The following is a 14,755-nucleotide window of genomic DNA, read 5'->3' as shown; positions in this document are numbered from 1 at the left end:
ACAAATGTAGGCGATTGACCCGAAAGTCAATCGGTTCAGCGGGTGGGAGCACTCGCCACCCGGCGCGCCAGGGACTACAAACCGGACCTCCATGGCTCGCCCCGACCCGCACTCGTACAACGACAGCACGCAGCCCGAGACGGAAACCCTGGACTGGAGGGCCCGCGTCGACTTCCGCACGCGAAGGCTGCACGCCGAGGCCACCTTGACGCTGAAGGAAGCGTCCGCCGGTCCCCTCGACCTGGACACCCGGGACCTGGAGATTCTCAGAGTCGTAGACGGCAATGGTCGCCCCTTGCCCTACATGCTCGCGCCGCCCGAGCCGATCCTGGGGAGCAGGCTCCGCGTGGAGCTGCCCCAGGGCGTGCGCCAGCTCACGGTGCACTACCGCACGTCCCCCACCGCGAGCGCGCTGCAGTGGCTGACGCCCTCGCAGACGGCGGGCGGGCAGCACCCGTTCCTCTACAGCCAGTGCCAGGCCATCCACGCGCGCAGCCTGGTGCCGCTGCAGGACACGCCGCGCATCCGCATCCGCTACCGCGCGTCGCTGCGCGTGCCCAAGGCGCTCAAGGCGGTGATGGCCGCCAGCTTCGTCGGCCGCGAGGAGCACGGCGTGGAGGCGGAGGAGCACTACGAGATGCCGCAGCCGGTGCCCCCGTACCTGCTCGCCTTCGCGGTGGGCAGCCTCGCGCCGAAGGAGCTGGGGCCGCGCTCGCGGGTGTGGGCGGAGCCGGAGCTGCTCGAGGACGCGGCGGAGGAGTTCTCCGGCGTGGACGACATGCTGCGCGCCGCCGAGTCGCTCTTCGGGCCGTACGACTGGGAGCGCTTCGACCTGCTCACCATGCCTCCGTCGTTCCCGTACGGCGGCATGGAGAACCCGAGGCTGACGTTTCTCACGCCCACGCTGATTGCCGGCGACAAGAGCCTGGTCAACGTGGTGGCGCATGAGCTCGCGCACTCGTGGACCGGCAACCTGGTGACGAACGCGTCCGCGGAGCACTTCTGGCTCAACGAGGGCTTCACCGTGTTCGCCGAGCGCCGCATCCTGGAGGCGCTGGCGGGCAAGGAGGTGGCCGCGCTGCACGGGGCGCTGGGGCGCCGCGCGCTGGAAGAGGCGATGCACCACTTCCGCGAGCACCCGCACCTGACGGCGCTGCGCACGCACCTGACGGGCGTGGACCCGGACGAGGCCTTCTCCCAGATTCCGTACGAGAAGGGCTACCTGTTCCTGCGCGCGCTGGAGGACGCGGTGGGCCGCGAGACGTTCGACGGCTTCCTGCGCCGCTACCTGGCCACGTACCGCTTCCGCGCGCTCACCACCGAGGAGTTCATCGCCTTCACCGAGCGCGAGCTGCCCGGGGCCCTGGCCAAGGTGGACGCGGACGCGTACCTGCAGCGGCCCGGCATCCCCGGCGGCGCGCCCTCCCCTCGCTCCAGCCGGCTGGAGACGCTCCTGCGCCTGCGTGGCACCGTGCCGTCGAAGGACGCGGTGAAGGACTGGACGCCCGCGGAGTGGCAGCTCTTCCTGGAGTGGCTGCCGTCGGACGCGCCGCGGGACTTGTTCCGCCAGCTGGACGAGCGCTTCGAGCTGACGAAGAGCCGCAACTCGGAGGTGCTGGTGGCGTGGCTGGTGGCGGCCCTGCGCGCGGGCTGGGAGCCGGCGGTGGCGCGCACCGAGGTCTTCCTGGGCGAGGTGGGCCGCATGAAGTACCTCAAGCCCCTGTACGGCGTGCTCAGCGCGTCGCGCGAGCACAAGTCGCTGGCGCGCTCGCTCTTCCAGCAGCACCAGGAGCGCTACCACCCCATCGCCCGGCAGGGCGTGGAGCTCATCCTCTCCCGCGCCTGAGGAAGGCGCGGGGAGGAGGACGACGACGGACTACTTCGCCGACTGCGCCTTCAGGCGCTTCTCGGAGAGGTCCAGGTACTTCTCGTCCATGTCGATGCCCACGTAGCGGCGGCCCAGCTTGAGGGCCGCCACGCCCGTGGTGCCGCTGCCGTTGAAGGGGTCGAGAATCAGCGCGTCCTCGGGGGTGCTCGCCTCGATGATGCGCTCCAGCAGGGCCACCGGCTTCTGCGTGGGGTGGCTGCCGTGGGCCTTCTCCTCACCGCCGCGCGGGACGGTGAGCGTCCACAGCCGGCCCTCGCCGTCGTCCGTGACTTCCGCGTCGCCGGAGGGCGGCAGCACCCACGCGTCGCGCATCTGCTTGCCGCCGTTGTCCGACTTCATCTTCTTGTAGTTGAAGACGTGCTGCAGCTTGCCGCCCGACTTCGGCGAGGCCCAGATGAGCAGCTCCGTCGAGTGGGTGAAGTAGCGGCAGGCCAGGTTCGGGCTGGCGTTGGGCTTGAACCAGGTGACGGTGTTGAGCAGCTTGTAGCCGAGCTTCTGCATGGCGAAGCCGGCGTTGAAGATGACGTGCTGGGTGCCGCTGACCCAGAGCGTGCCGGTGGGCTTGAGCAGCCGCTGGCAGGCCTCGAGCCACGCCGTGGTGAAGGCGTGGTCCTCCTCCACCCCGCGCGACACGTCCCAGTTGCCCTTCTTCACCGAGACGCGCTTGCCACCCTTGCAGGTGGTGCCGCCGTTGGAGAGGAAGTACGGCGGGTCGGCGAAGATCATGTCGAACGTCTGGGGCTCGAACCGGTTCAGGAGCTCCAGGCTGTCCCCGTGCAGGAGCGTCCAGGCGTCGCCCTTCGCGTGCACGCTCTCGTTGAGGGAGCGCCGGACAATCTTCAGGTCAGGGGGAGCAGCTTCAGCCAACATCACGCCTCCGTCGGACTCTTCGTCGTGGGACGCGGCGGAATGTGCGGTGACTTGAGTGCTACGTCTAATTTCTGGCCTGTAGCACCCTGAAATTTGACCCGGGGGGCTTGCCGTGGAAACGACTCGAGCAGGGCGGGAGCGCCTCCAGTGAGGCCCTCCGACACCCTGCTCGACGGTGCTGCGAATGGCTGTCACGCGGCGAGCGCGCGACGGCTGGAATCAGGCCTTGGCCTTCTTGCCCTTGGCGGCCGGGACGGCGATGGCGCCCTCGGCGGCGGCGGTCTCCGTGGGGTTCGCCGCGTACTTCTTGCGGAAGCGGTCGATACGGCCGGCCGTGTCCACGAGCTTGTACTTGCCCGTGAAGAAGGGGTGGCAGTTCGAGCAGATTTCCACCGAGAACGAGCCGCGGGTGGAGTGGGTCTCGACGATGTTGCCGCACGCGCAGGTGATGCGGGACGGCGGATAGACGGGATGCACTTCCGGCTTCATGACGCTCTCCAGGGTGCCTTGCCCCCAGCCGCCCACGGCAGGGAGGTCCGGCACTGTAATGGCCGGCGCTTATAACGGCGCGCCGACCGGGGCACAAGACCAGCGCGGCTCAGTGGGCCGCCGAGCCCGGGGGCTCGACACGTTCCACCGCCTTCTGGACGACCGGGTCCGCCGGTACGTCGCTGCCGAGCTGGATGTACGACAATAGATGCGTCCGGGCCGAGGGCGTTGCGCCGCCCGCCAACGTCTTCTCCAGGGACTGGCGCCGGGTCTCCAGGCTGGCGACCGAGGCCTCGAGCGCCCGCTTCTGCGCCTCGTCCTTCATCTGGCCCAGCCGCTCCTTCGCCCGGGCGAGGTTCGTCTCGACGATGCGCAGGCTGTCGCGGGTGCGCTCGCGCTCGGAGACGTCCACGAAGCGACCGGGGCCGTCGATGGACAGCTCCAGCTTCGCGACCTGGCGGCCCCGCTCCCCCGGAGGCACCACGGTGGTCAGCCCCACGCGCTGGGCGATGCCGGAGCCCCGCCCCTCGTGCGACTGCATCACGAAGTCCACGCCCTCCAGCTCACCGGCGAGTTGGAGCAGGTCGTTGTAGGGCACGGCGGCCAGCAGGATGACCAGGTCCACCTTCTGCTCGCGCAGGCGCTTCACCTCGGCGGTGACGGCGGGGAGCACGGGCAGCCCCTGGCGCTGGACGGCCGCGGCCTTGCCCTGGGCGAAGGGCTCCATGGGCTCCGGGCGCTCGGTGGCGGGCGAGGCGCCCACGAGGCCCACCTTGAGGCCCCCCACCTGCGTCACCATCGACGCGGGGAACAGCAGCTTGCCCTGCGCGTCCGCGAGGTTCGCGGACAAAAGCTTCAGCTTCGACTTGCGCGACTGCTTGAGCAGGAAGTCCACGCCCAGCGACAAATCGCGCGTGCCCACGGCCATGGCGGTGGTGCCCTGCGCGTTCATCTGCGCGAACACCAGCTCGGCGCGCGCGCGGGCATCCGGGGCCTCACCGCTGTCCCGGCTCTTGAAGAGCGCGTTGCCCGCGTCCAACACGAGGACCGGCACGCCCTTCGCGCGCTCCTTCTCTATCGTGACTTTTCTTCTGGCCAGACCGCCAGACGGGTTGTGTCGTCAACCACAGGGGGCGACTTCGCCCCCGTTGTCTCCGGTGAAGAGGAGCACGAGCTGCTTGGGCGCGGCCCCCGCGACGAGCGGGAAGAGCAGCGCGGCCAGCAGGGCGAGCCCGGGCAGGCGGAGGCTCACTTCTTGCCCCCCTTCTTCGCGGGCGCCTTCGCCTTGTCCAGCTCGGCGATGCGCTCCTTGGCCGTCTTGGCGGCGGCGGACTTGGGGTAGCTCTTCACCAGCTCCTCGAGCGCCAGGCGCGACTCGTCCTTCATCTTGAGCTGGGCGAAGCACTCGGAGGAGCGCAGGTACGCATCCGGCGCGGAGGGCGTCTTCGGGTGGTCCTGCACCACCTTGCCGTACTCGAAGAGGGCCTCGCGGCACTTGGACTCGGAGAAGTACGTCTCGCCCAGGCCGTAGTGGGCCTCGCCCACGAGCGCGTCCTTGGCCCACTTCTTCATCAGCTCGTTGAAGAGCTGGCGCGCCACGAGCAGTTCGCCGGCCTTGGCGCGCTCCTGCGCGAGCGCGAGGAAGTCCTTGGGGTTGGTGGGGCGCTGGAGCTCCTCGGCCTTCTTCTTGGCCTCGGCCTCCTTCACGGCGGCGGCGCCCTGCATGGCGAGCAGCTTCTGGTCCTGGGCGCCGAGCGCCGTCTCCAGCTCGGTGATTTTATGGAGGTAGGTCTCCACCTGGCCGCGCAGCTGGGACAGGTCCTCCATCGTCTTCTGGAGCTGGATGCCGATGTCCGCGTCCTTGCGGCGCGCGGCGGTGTCCAGGCCGTCCAGGGCCTTGGTGACCTCGGCGACCTTCTCGTCGATCTTCGGCAGGACGATGGCGAGCTGCGCGCGCGCCTCCTTCAACTCCGTCTGCATCTGCGCGGAGTCGGTGCCGAGCCGGTCGACCTTCGCCTCGAGGGCGCGGCCGCGGTCCGCGGGATAGAAACAGCCAGGGAGCGCTACCAGCAGCGCGAACAGGACGAGCCTTCGCATGGGGCCGGCATCTTAGGGCCAAATCGGCGCGTCGTCCGGACTTCTCGCCAAGGGGGCGGCTAGCGGGGCCCGCCCAGGGGCTCCAGGCGGCCGGCCGCGTGCGCGCACGCCACCCGCAGGCGGCTGGGGTTGAGGAAGAAGGGCACCGGCCGGGCGCGGCCCTCCTCCAGGGCGACCAGGGCGCGGCGGTACTCGGAGGCCGCCTCGAGGGGGCGGCGGCACTGCTCCAAGAGCAGGGCCAGCAGGTAGCGGGCGGCCGCATGGTCGGGGTCCAGTTGGAGGCACTGGCGCAGGTCCCGCTCCGCCGCCGCGTCCGACACGCCCGACGCGGCGCCGTCCAGCACGCACGCGAAGAGCAGGTCCGCCTCGGCGAAGGCGGGCGCCAGCGCAGGGGCCTCGAGCGGGGTCGCCGAGGAGGACGGCGCCGTGCCCCGGGAGGGCCCCTTGGAAGGTCCCGTCGGGACGGAGGCGGGCGGGCCTCGCGTCGGCTCCACGAGCGCCAGGCGCTCGGCGTCGCTCCGGACGTGGAAGAACGCCGACTCCGTGCGGACCACGCGCAGGGTGGGCGGCACCTGGAGCAGCGGCTCCGAGGACGACAGCACCAGCGTGCCCCCGGGCGCGAGGCTCTCCGCCAGCGTGGCGACGGTCCGGTGGAAGGACTCCACCGTGAAGTAGATGAGGACGTTGCGGCAGAAGATGACGTCGAAGCCGCGCTCGGCCGGGGCCCGGGGATAGGGCACGTCCATCAGGTTGTGGACCTGGAAGCTGGCCCGCTCGCGAAGCCCGCCCACCAGCGCCTGGCGCGAGCCCGTCGACACGAAGTAGCGCTCCCGGAGCGCGGGCGGCACCCGACGCAGCTGCTCCGCGGAGAAGGAGAGCCCGCGCGCGCGCCGCAGCGCCGCCTCCGAGATGTCCGTGCCCAGCACGGTGCTCCCGGGGCTCGCGCCCGCCTCGGCCAGCAGGACGAGCAGCGTGGCCACCTCCTCGCCCGTCGAGCACCCCGCGCTCCACACCCGCAGGGGCCCTCCCCTCGCCCGCTCCACCAGCGGCCCGAGCACGTGCTCGCGGAAGTCGGTGAGCTGCACCTCGTCCCGGAAGAGGTCCGTCTTGTTCACCACCACCGCGGAGATGAGCCCCTCCAGCTCCGCGGCGCCCGTGGGCGACTTGAGGAACGCCAGGTACTGGTGCGGCGTCAGCCCGCGACACCGCTCCGCCAGCCGGTCATCCAGCCGACGAATCTGGGGCCCGCTCAAGGCCATGCCCGTACGCGCCGTGAGGAAGGCGCGCACGAAAGCCCATGGCGCGCTCGGAGCACGCACCGCCAGCTCAGCGCCCCACGGCCAACGACTCACCCCGCGCCAGCCGCGACAGCGTCGCCGCGACCTCGTCGCCGTGGATGAGGTGGTCCACCGCCTTGCGCTCCACCGCCGCGCCCGGCATGCCGAACACCACGCAGGACTCCTCGTTCTGCGCCAGCGTCAGCCCTCCGGCCTGACGGATGGCCAGGAGCCCCTCCGCGCCGTCCGCGCCCATGCCCGTCAGCACCAGGCCCACCGCGCGCCGGCCGTAGGTCCGGGCCGCGCTCTCCAGCAGCGTCGTCCCGGAGGGCATGTGCCCGTCGCGCTCCACGCCCGCCTTGAGCGCCACCCGTCCCCGGAAGGGAATCATGGTGTGCTGCCCCGGCGGCGCGATGAGCACGTGGCCCGGCATCAACGGCTCGCCATCCTGCGCCAGCCGCACCTTGAGCCGGCTGGTGTTGCCCAGCCACCCCGCCAGCGACTCGGCGAAGGCGGCGTTGATGTGCTGGACGATGACGATGGGCGCGGGGAAGTCCGCCGGCAGCTCCGACAGCATCCGGCACAGCACCTGCGGCCCGCCCGTGCTCGCGGCCACCACCACCACGCCCATGGACACGGCGGGCAGCACCGACGTCGTCACGCGGGGCGGGGTGATGCCCTTCTGGGGACGGCGCAGGTGGCGGATGACGCGCACCGAGGAGAGCAGCTTGATCTCCCGCACCAGGTTCCAGGCCTCGGGGCCGGCGTCGATGGCGGGCTTGATCTGCAGCGCGAGCGCGCCCAGCTCCAGCGCCCGGTACGTCAGCTCCGGCGCCTGCGAGCGCGGGTCCGCCGTCAGCACCAGGATGGGCGTGGGGCACTCGGCCATGATGTGCTCGGTGGCCGTCAACCCATCCATGACGGGCATGTCCACGTCCATGGTGATGACGTGGGGCCGCAGCTCCTTGGTCATCTCCACGGCCTGCTTGCCGTCCGCGCACGAGCCGACCACCTCGATGTCGGGGTCCTTGCTCAACGCCTCGCAGATGAGCTGTCGGCAGATGAGTGAGTCATCGACCACCAGCACCGACACTTTCTTGCCCATGCCCTGTCCATACCCCGTGCGCGAGGCGCCGAGTATAGCCAATGCTCCGTCCTGTCCTCAGGAGGTTGAGCGGGGGCCCTCAGGACAACAGTCGCCCCACCACATCCACCAGGTCCTGGCGCACCAGGTCCCCCTTGGTGACGTAGGCGTCCGCCCCCGCCGCCAGCCCACGCCGCCGGTCCTCCTCTCCACCACGGGTGGTGAGGATGACGACGGGCAGCCTGGGCCGGGCGGAAAGTTCCTTCAGCCGGCGGGTCAGCGCCAGGCCGTCCATGCCCGGCATCTCCAGGTCGGTCACCACCAGGTCCACCGGGGTGCCCTCCAGGACGTCCAGCGCGTCCGCCCCGTCGGCGGCCATGACGGTGTCATATCCCACCGCCTCCAGGAGGTTGGAGATGAGCTCCCGGGTGAGGGGGGAGTCGTCCACGACGAGGATGCGCCGGCGCCGTGACTCCGTCTCCGGGGCCGACGAGCGGGGCAGCTTCAGCGGGGACGTCCCGTGGGCGCTGGCGGTGAGGTAGGCCGCCGACAGCACCATGGCGAGCCGGCCGTCCGCCAGGGAGGTCGCGCCCGTGAGGTGGCCGAAGCGGGCCAGCACGCCGCGCAGGGGGAGGATGGCCTGGACGCGCTCCTCGAGCACGCGGTCCACGACGACGGCGGCGGCGCCGCTCTGGCTGCGGACCACCAGGACGAGCTCCCCCTCCCGGACCTCGCGCTCCGGGGACAGGCCGAGCAGCGAGCCCAGGGACGCCAGCGGCAGCACGCGGCCCTCCACGAGCAGCGCGGGCCGGCCCGCCACCTCGCACAGGTGCAGGGGCTCCACCTTGAGGGCGCGCGAGACGTGGGTGGCGCTCAAGGCGAGCGTCTCCGTGCCCACCTGGACGAAGAGCAGCGGCGCGACGGTGAGGGACACGGGGACGCGCAGCTCGAAGATGGTGCCCCAGCCGGGCGCGGACTCGACGCCCACGTCGCCCCCCAGGCCCTGGATGGAGGCGCGCACGGCGTCCAGGCCCACGCCCCGACCCGACAGGTCCGTGACGACCTCCCGGGAGGTGAAGCCCGGCAGGAAGATGAGCTCGCGGGTGGCGGCGTCGGACAGCGCGTTGGCGGCGCTCTCGTCCAGGACGCCCCGGCGCACGGCCACGCGGCGCAGCTCCACGGGGTCCAGCCCCATGCCGTCGTCCTCGACGCGCAGGATGATGCGGCTGCCCTCGCGCGCGGCGCGCAGGGTGAGACAGCCCCGGGGATGCTTGCCGGAGGTGACGCGGTCCACGCGCGTCTCCAGGCCGTGGTCCAGGGCGTTGCGCACCAGGTGCATCAGCGGCTCGCGCAAGGCCTCCACCACCGCCCGGTCCGCGCGGGTGTCCTCGCCGTCGACGACGAGCTCCACCTCCTTGCCCAGCGTGCGCGACAGGTCTCGCACCATGCGCGGATAGGGCTCGAAGAGGACGGACAGGGGGAGCATGCGCAGGCCCTGGACCTCCTCGACGACCATTCCCAGGTCGCGGAGCTCTTCGTTGGAGAGCAGCTTGGACTCGCGATGGAGGTCCGCGGCCAGCTCCTTGGCGGTGCCCAGCCGGGCCACCAGCGCGGCGGCGGCGGGGCCCAGGTCCTCGGCCTCGCGGGCCAGCTTTCCCAGCTCCCGGGCCAGGGCCAGGCGGCGGGCGTTGGCGCGCTCCCGGCGACGGGCGACCTGGGCCAGGTTCGTCACCGCGCTGGTCAACAGGTCCAGGCTGGCCACGTCGATGCGGACCGCGTCCATGCGCGTCTCGGGCTGACGGGGCGACGTCGAGGTCCCCTGCCCTGGCGCGGCCACGCGAGGGCCCGGGGCAGGCGTGGGCGAGGGACTCGCGCCAGTCGCTCCTGTTGAGGGGCGGGCGGGGCTCGTCTCGGGACGTGGCGCGGAGGGCCAACCGCGATTCTGCGCGACGGTCGAGATGCCTCCCATGGGAGGTGGGGCGCCACCGCGCAGTGGAGGCTCGGAGGGTGCCACCGTGGACACGCGGGTCATCCCCGTCCCTGAGACCCGCCAGAGCGGATTGCCACCGGGAGCCGTGCGCACCCCGCTGCGAGCAGGCCCTTCGGCGACACCGCCCTCCAGCCAGAGGGGCGCATCGGGGACGGCGCCTCCGCTTCGGGACGGGACGTCGGAAACGCGCGCCTCGCCGTGCGAGGTCCCATCGAGAGCATGCGCCTCGCCGCGAGGCGCGACGGTGAAAGCCGGGGCTAGGCTCCGCGCATCGGCATCCCTTCGGGACGCGGCATTGGCGGCAGGAGCATGGCTCCGCGCATCGCCTTCGCTTCGGGATGCGGCATCAGAAGCGTAGCTCCCGCTTCTTTCTCGCCCGTCACTTCGGGTTGCGGCATCGGCCGCAGCGGCCACGTCCTTCCCGCTCCCGCCATTTCGGGGCGCGGCGTCGGCAGCGGTCGCCCCACTCCTCCCCCTCCCGTCGCCTCGCGAGGAAGCGTCGGCCGCGTGCCCCCCGCTCCGCGAGTCATCGTCACCTCGTGACGATGAATGTGGACCAGAAGCCTCGCGACCGATGTCGCCAGTCGCACCACGCGGCGCCCCGGCCCCAACCGACGCGGCGGCGACGGTCCGCGCCAACGACTCGGCCCCATCGACCCTCGCGCTCGAGGACGCCCCGGCGCTCTCTCCCGTCGGACCGTCCCGGGTCTCCGCGCGGGTACAGGCCTGGAGCCAGCCCACCAGCCGCACCACCTCGGGCGAGGACGCCGCCCCCGGCTGCGCCCCCGAGAGCAACAGCACCGCGTCGGCGGCGCTCAGCAGCGCGTCCGCGGAGTCCGCGGACAAGGCATAGCGCCGGGGCTCCACGCAGCGGACGAGCTCCTCCATCTCGTGCACCAGCACGTTGATATCGTCGAAGCCCATCATCCGGGCCTCGCCCTTGAGCCCGTGCAGCTCGCGCAGCGCACCCCGTCCCGCATCCGGGCTCGCCCCTGCTTCCAGCTCCATGAGCGCCCGGTTGATGCGCTCCAGGCGCACCGTCACCAGGTCCCGGAACTGCCTGAGCAGGCGCTCGCTCGGGTTCACCCGCCCTCCTCCCCTCGCAGCGTCTCCTGACCAATCTGGAAGCGCTCCACCACCTCACTCAAGTCCCGCGCCAGCACGAGCAGGTCCGTGTTCGCGGTGCTCACCTGCTTGGTGGCGTTGAGGCTCTGCTGGGTGATGCGCAGGATGTCCGCCATCGTCTCCGCGAGCTGGTCGGTGCCCGTCTGCTGCTGCTGCGTGGCCAGCGAGATGCTCCGCACCGCGTCCGACGTCTTCCCCGCCAGCTTCGTGATCTGCCGCAGCGACTCCGACACCTGCTGCGCCAGCGTGGTCCCGGACTCCACCGCGCGCACGCCGCCCTCCGTCGCGGACACCGCCGCGGCCGAGGCCTCGCGCACCTCCTCGATGAGCCCTTCAATCTCCTTCGTGGACTCGAGCACGTTCTCCGCGAGCCTTCGCATCTCCGCGGCCACCAGCGAGAAGCCCCGCCCCACCTCCGCCGCCTTCGTCCCCTCCAGCTCCGCGTTCAGCGCCAGCAGGTCGGACTTGTCCGCGACGCCGTTGATGAACTCGACAATCTTGCCGATCTGCTGCACGCGCTTGTTCAGCCGCACCACCGAGGAGGCGATGGCGACGTTGTCCTGCTTCATGCGCTCCATCGAGCCCAGAAAGGACTCCGCGCTGCGCTGGCCCTGCTGCGCCGCGCCCAGCGTGCGCTGGGCAATCTGCGCCACCGAGCCCGCGTTCTCGGCGATCTGCCGCGCCGAGCGCGCCAGCTCCTCCGTCGTCGCGCTCGTCTGGTCCAGGGAGCTGGCCTGCTCGGTCGCACCCACCTCGTAGCGTCCGGAGGTGGTGAGGATCTCCTCCGTCGTCGCCGAAATCTGCGCCCCGGCGCGCTGGAGCTGGGACATCACGTCCGCCAGGTGCGTCCGCATGGTGGTGAAGGCCGCGGACACGTCCCAGATTTCATCCTCCGTCGGCACCACGCGAGGGCTGGCCAGGTCCCCCTCGGCGATGCGCCGCGCCTCGCTCGACAGCTCCCGCAGGGGCCGCCCCAGCAGCGTGCCGCCCAGGTACGCGGTGGTCAGCGCCAGCGCGAAGACGAGCAGCACCAGCGGCCCGCCCGACACGAGCGCCTCCACGCGAAGCCGCGAGGCCAGCTCCGCGCTCGGCGCAGCATGCGCCATGAGCTGCCGCAGCGCACGCTCTCCCAGCGCAGAGGAGAGCTGCACGGACAACACCGCCGGCGTCACCACCGAGATGAAGGCGAACGCCACCAGCCGCGCGCGAATCTCCGCCCGCCTCGGCATCGCCGCGATGAGCTGGCCGTGCGTCATGCCCAGCTCCGCCAGCCACAGCACCACCTTGCGCGAGCGCAGGATGACCAGGCAGTGCACCAGCAGCGCCGTCAGCGGACCGAACAAGAGCCCCAACCCGGCGATGCGCCGCGCCGCGTCCGCGTCCACGCCCGCCGTCCACCACACCGCGAAGCCCAACAGGGGCGTGGTGAACAGCCACAGCCCCAGCGAGCGCAGGAACGCCTCGTCCGGCCAGCGCGTCACCTCCGTCACCGCGGCCTTCAAGACCTCCGGCGTCGCAGCCACGCGCCCGAGCTCCAGCGCCCGCACCGTGCGCAGCCGCGCGAGCGACACCCACGCGCCCAGGATGATGGCCACCGCCCCCATCCCGCACGCCCACCGGACGAACAGCTCCATCCGGCCCGCCATCCCCGGCGCGTCGGAGAGCGTGAGCCAGGCGTAGTGCAGCCCGAACACCACGCCGACCAGGTTGGTCAGCGGCACGGGCAGCATCAGATGACGGGTGAAGGACGTCCGCCTGGAGCTCGCACGCGGGCTCATGCGTCCTCCCCGGCCACCACGTGGAAGCGCTCCACCACGCGCTTCAAATCCCTCGCCAGCGTGGACAGGTCCGCGTTGGCCACCGCCATCTGCTTGGTGGCCGCCGAGTTCTGCTCGGTGACGCGCAGGATGTCTCCCATCGCCGCGGCGAGCTGGTCGGTGCCCGTCTGCTGCTGCTGCGTGGCCAGCGAGATGCTGCGCACCGCGTGGGACGTCTGCCGCGCCAGCTCCAGGATGAGGCTCAGGCTCTCGTCCACCTCGGCCGCCAGCACCGTGCCCGCGTCCATGGCCTTCAGCCCCGCCTCCGTCGCCATCACCGCCGCGTTCGTCGCGTCGCGGATCTCCTCGATGAGGCCCTCAATCTCCTTCGTGGAGCGGATGACGTTCTCCGCGAGCCTGCGCATCTCCGCGGCCACCAGCGAGAAGCCCCGCCCCACCTCGCCCGCCTTCGTCCCCTCCAGCTCCGCGTTGAGCGCCAGCAGGTCCGACTTGTCGGCGATCTCGTTGATGAACTCCACCACCTTGCCAATCTGCTGCACGCGCTTGTTGAGCCGCACCACCGCGTCCGCGATGGCCTGGTTGTCCTGCTTCATGCGCTGCATGGCGCCCAGGAAGGCGGCCGCGCCGCGCTGGCCCGTCTGCGCGGCGGAGAACGTCGACTCGGCGATGGTAGACACCGACTCCGCGTTGCCGGCGATCTGCTGCGCCGAGCGCGCCAGCTCCTCCGTCGTCGCGCTCGTCACGTTGAGCGAGCTGGCCTGCTCGTCGGCGCCCGCCTCCTGCTCACCGGACGTCGCCACCAGCTGCTCGGTGGTGGTGGATATCTGAAGGCCCGCGCGGCGCAGCTGGGTGAGTGCCTGGCCGAGCTGCGCCTGCATCTGCGCGAAGGCCGCCGAGGTGGCCCACACCTCGTCCTCCGCGGGGATGACGCGCGGAGGCCGCAGGTCTCCCTGGGCGATGCGGGTGGCCTCCTCGGTGATGGCGCGCAGGGGCCCCGCGATGACGGTGCCGCCCAGGTGCGCCGTCAACAGCACCAGCACCGCCACCAGCCCCGCGACGGCCAACCCCCGCTCGTCGTCCACCCGCCGCACCGCCATGTCCCGCTCCTGGGGCGACTTCGCGCGCACCACCTCGTCCATGGCCCGCGAGGTGCCGGTGACGGTGGCGTCGAGGATGAAGAGCGAGGGGGTGAGCACCGCGATGGCGGTGAAGAGCACCATGTGCCGGCGCATGTGCAGCCGCCGGGGGGGCGCCGCCGCCACCACGTCCAGCGGGGACAGCCCCCGGGCCGCCACCAGCTCCACCGCCCGACGACAGCGCCGAATCACCAGCAGGTAGATGAGCAGCGCCGTCAGCGAGCCCAGACACGCGCCCACCAGGACGATTCGCGGCGCGAGCCCCAGCGACGCGTCCGTCCAGGGGATGAAGATGAACGCCACCACCAGCGCGCCCAACAACCAGCTGCGCAGCGCGAAGGAGAAGACCCTGTCGGGGAAGGCCCGGGCCTCCAGCAGCGCCTGGCGCAGGTGCTCGGCGGAGGCGGGCAGCGCCCCCTCCCCCACCGCGTGCAGCACCCGCAGCGAGCGCCGCGCGTTGAGCCGCACCAGCCACAAGGACAGCGCCGTCACCACCACCACCAGCCCCAGGAAGCGCAGCCACGCCTCCCGGGGCAGCGCATCCGTCAGCAACCCGTGCAAGAGCGCCAGGCAGATGCCCACCGTGCTCGCCGGCATCACCGGCCTCGCCACCCAGAGCGCCAGCCCCCGCACGTCTGAAGGCCCCGTCACGCCGCGCCCCCCATCCGCCGCCGGAGGAACCGCTCGAAGTCCGCCAGCCCCAACAAGGGCCAGAGCACCCCGCGCGCCAGCACGAAGCCGCGCAGACAACCACCCGACGCGCTCACCGCCACCGGCGGCGCGGTCAGCACCGGGTGCGCCTCCGCCTCGATTTCGAGCGCGTCCACGCCCACCGCCCCGCCCGACGTCGCCACCAGCACGCGCTGGGCGCCCGCGGACGCCTGGAAGGCCAGCCGGGCCGAGGCCGCGTCCTCCTCCCCCGGCGAGGTGATGGAGAGCACCTCATGGGCCAGGAACGCGAGCCGATGCGGGCCCGCGTGACACAACAACATGCCCCGCACGGGGCCTGCCGGGGCCATGA

General features: G+C 71.8%; 13 protein-coding genes and 1 pseudogene. 2 read left to right on the top strand and 12 right to left on the bottom strand.

Going from position 1 to position 14,755, the window contains the following annotated elements; translation table 11 throughout:
• The first annotated feature begins 91 nt into the window (after positions 1 to 91).
• Positions 92 to 1,846: a M1 family metallopeptidase gene (locus tag K8640_RS01850; protein WP_223745502.1), complete on the top strand. Its 1,755-nt coding sequence runs from the start codon at positions 92 to 94 to the stop codon at positions 1,844 to 1,846.
• A 30-nt stretch (positions 1,847 to 1,876) separates the two neighbouring features.
• Here K8640_RS01850 and K8640_RS01845 read toward each other — a convergent pair whose 3' ends face one another.
• The 8 genes from K8640_RS01845 to K8640_RS01815 form a co-directional block, all read right to left on the bottom strand.
• Positions 1,877 to 2,758 (bottom strand): site-specific DNA-methyltransferase, encoded by an 882-nt coding sequence (locus tag K8640_RS01845; RefSeq protein ID WP_223745501.1) that lies wholly within the window; start codon positions 2,756 to 2,758, stop codon positions 1,877 to 1,879.
• Positions 2,759 to 2,977: 219 nt separating this feature from the next.
• A complete protein-coding gene (gene rpmE / locus K8640_RS01840; RefSeq protein ID WP_141323673.1) occupies positions 2,978 to 3,247 on the bottom strand; it encodes a 50S ribosomal protein L31 in 270 nt (89 codons plus the stop codon).
• Between the two features lie 109 nt (positions 3,248 to 3,356).
• Positions 3,357 to 4,301 carry a 5'-nucleotidase gene (locus tag K8640_RS01835; RefSeq protein ID WP_223745500.1) on the bottom strand — a complete coding sequence of 315 codons (945 nt, stop codon included), beginning with the start codon at positions 4,299 to 4,301 and terminating at the stop codon, positions 3,357 to 3,359.
• Positions 4,302 to 4,367: 66 nt separating this feature from the next.
• Positions 4,368 to 4,499 (bottom strand): hypothetical protein, encoded by a 132-nt coding sequence (locus tag K8640_RS42395; protein WP_255316141.1) that lies wholly within the window; start codon positions 4,497 to 4,499, stop codon positions 4,368 to 4,370.
• Positions 4,496 to 5,344: a tetratricopeptide repeat protein gene (locus K8640_RS01830; RefSeq protein WP_223745499.1), complete on the bottom strand. Its 849-nt coding sequence runs from the start codon at positions 5,342 to 5,344 to the stop codon at positions 4,496 to 4,498. Before K8640_RS01830 ends, K8640_RS42395 begins: the two co-directional genes overlap by 4 nt.
• A gap of 59 nt (positions 5,345 to 5,403) precedes the next feature.
• Positions 5,404 to 6,603: a protein-glutamate O-methyltransferase CheR gene (locus tag K8640_RS01825; RefSeq protein ID WP_223745859.1), complete on the bottom strand. Its 1,200-nt coding sequence runs from the start codon at positions 6,601 to 6,603 to the stop codon at positions 5,404 to 5,406.
• A 67-nt stretch (positions 6,604 to 6,670) separates the two neighbouring features.
• Positions 6,671 to 7,726, bottom strand: a complete 1,056-nt coding sequence (cheB, locus tag K8640_RS01820) for a chemotaxis-specific protein-glutamate methyltransferase CheB (RefSeq protein ID WP_141332148.1) — start codon at positions 7,724 to 7,726, stop codon at positions 6,671 to 6,673.
• A 79-nt stretch (positions 7,727 to 7,805) separates the two neighbouring features.
• Complete coding sequence (locus K8640_RS01815; RefSeq protein WP_223745858.1) at positions 7,806 to 9,488, bottom strand: response regulator; 1,683 nt, start codon at positions 9,486 to 9,488, stop codon at positions 7,806 to 7,808.
• Positions 9,489 to 10,269: 781 nt separating this feature from the next.
• Here K8640_RS01815 and K8640_RS01810 point away from each other — a divergent pair.
• Positions 10,270 to 10,548, top strand: coding sequence for a hypothetical protein (locus K8640_RS01810; protein ID WP_223745874.1), 279 nt, complete (start codon positions 10,270 to 10,272; stop codon positions 10,546 to 10,548).
• 14 nt (positions 10,549 to 10,562) lie between these two features.
• Here the strand turns inward: K8640_RS01810 and K8640_RS42390 are convergent.
• The 4 genes and pseudogenes from K8640_RS42390 to K8640_RS01790 all read right to left on the bottom strand — a co-directional run.
• A pseudogene (locus tag K8640_RS42390) lies at positions 10,563 to 10,733 on the bottom strand (Hpt domain-containing protein); the annotation flags it as partial.
• Positions 10,734 to 10,777: 44 nt separating this feature from the next.
• Entirely contained in the window at positions 10,778 to 12,598 is a 1,821-nt protein-coding gene (locus K8640_RS01800) for a methyl-accepting chemotaxis protein (RefSeq protein WP_223745498.1), read from the bottom strand.
• Positions 12,595 to 14,385, bottom strand: coding sequence for a methyl-accepting chemotaxis protein (locus K8640_RS01795; RefSeq protein ID WP_223745497.1), 1,791 nt, complete (start codon positions 14,383 to 14,385; stop codon positions 12,595 to 12,597). Before K8640_RS01795 ends, K8640_RS01800 begins: the two co-directional genes overlap by 4 nt.
• Complete coding sequence (locus K8640_RS01790) at positions 14,382 to 14,753, bottom strand: protein CrdC (protein WP_223745496.1); 372 nt, start codon at positions 14,751 to 14,753, stop codon at positions 14,382 to 14,384. Before K8640_RS01790 ends, K8640_RS01795 begins: the two co-directional genes overlap by 4 nt.
• Between the last annotated feature and the right edge of the window lie 2 nt (positions 14,754 to 14,755).

The organism is Myxococcus sp. XM-1-1-1, from assembly GCF_020037095.1.
Taxonomy (GTDB): Bacteria; Myxococcota; Myxococcia; order Myxococcales; family Myxococcaceae; genus Myxococcus; species Myxococcus fulvus.
Note: the sequence above shows the minus strand (reverse complement) of the source record. Positions and strands in the feature narration are given on the sequence as shown.

Bases quoted from the DNA above. Each gene is read 5' to 3' on its own strand.
- K8640_RS01825 (WP_223745859.1), bottom strand. From the start codon at position 6,603: ATGGCCTTGAGCGGGCCCCAGATTCGTCGGCTGGATGACCGGCTGGCG.
- K8640_RS01790 (WP_223745496.1), bottom strand. From the start codon at position 14,753: ATGGCCCCGGCAGGCCCCGTGCGGGGCATGTTGTTGTGTCACGCGGGC.
- K8640_RS01830 (WP_223745499.1), bottom strand. From the start codon at position 5,344: ATGCGAAGGCTCGTCCTGTTCGCGCTGCTGGTAGCGCTCCCTGGCTGT.
- K8640_RS01845 (WP_223745501.1), bottom strand. From the start codon at position 2,758: ATGTTGGCTGAAGCTGCTCCCCCTGACCTGAAGATTGTCCGGCGCTCC.
- rpmE (WP_141323673.1), bottom strand. From the start codon at position 3,247: ATGAAGCCGGAAGTGCATCCCGTCTATCCGCCGTCCCGCATCACCTGC.
- K8640_RS01850 (WP_223745502.1), top strand. From the start codon at position 92: ATGGCTCGCCCCGACCCGCACTCGTACAACGACAGCACGCAGCCCGAG.
- cheB (WP_141332148.1), bottom strand. From the start codon at position 7,726: ATGGGCAAGAAAGTGTCGGTGCTGGTGGTCGATGACTCACTCATCTGC.
- K8640_RS01815 (WP_223745858.1), bottom strand. From the start codon at position 9,488: ATGGACGCGGTCCGCATCGACGTGGCCAGCCTGGACCTGTTGACCAGC.
- K8640_RS01800 (WP_223745498.1), bottom strand. From the start codon at position 12,598: ATGAGCCCGCGTGCGAGCTCCAGGCGGACGTCCTTCACCCGTCATCTG.
- K8640_RS01810 (WP_223745874.1), top strand. From the start codon at position 10,270: ATGTCGCCAGTCGCACCACGCGGCGCCCCGGCCCCAACCGACGCGGCG.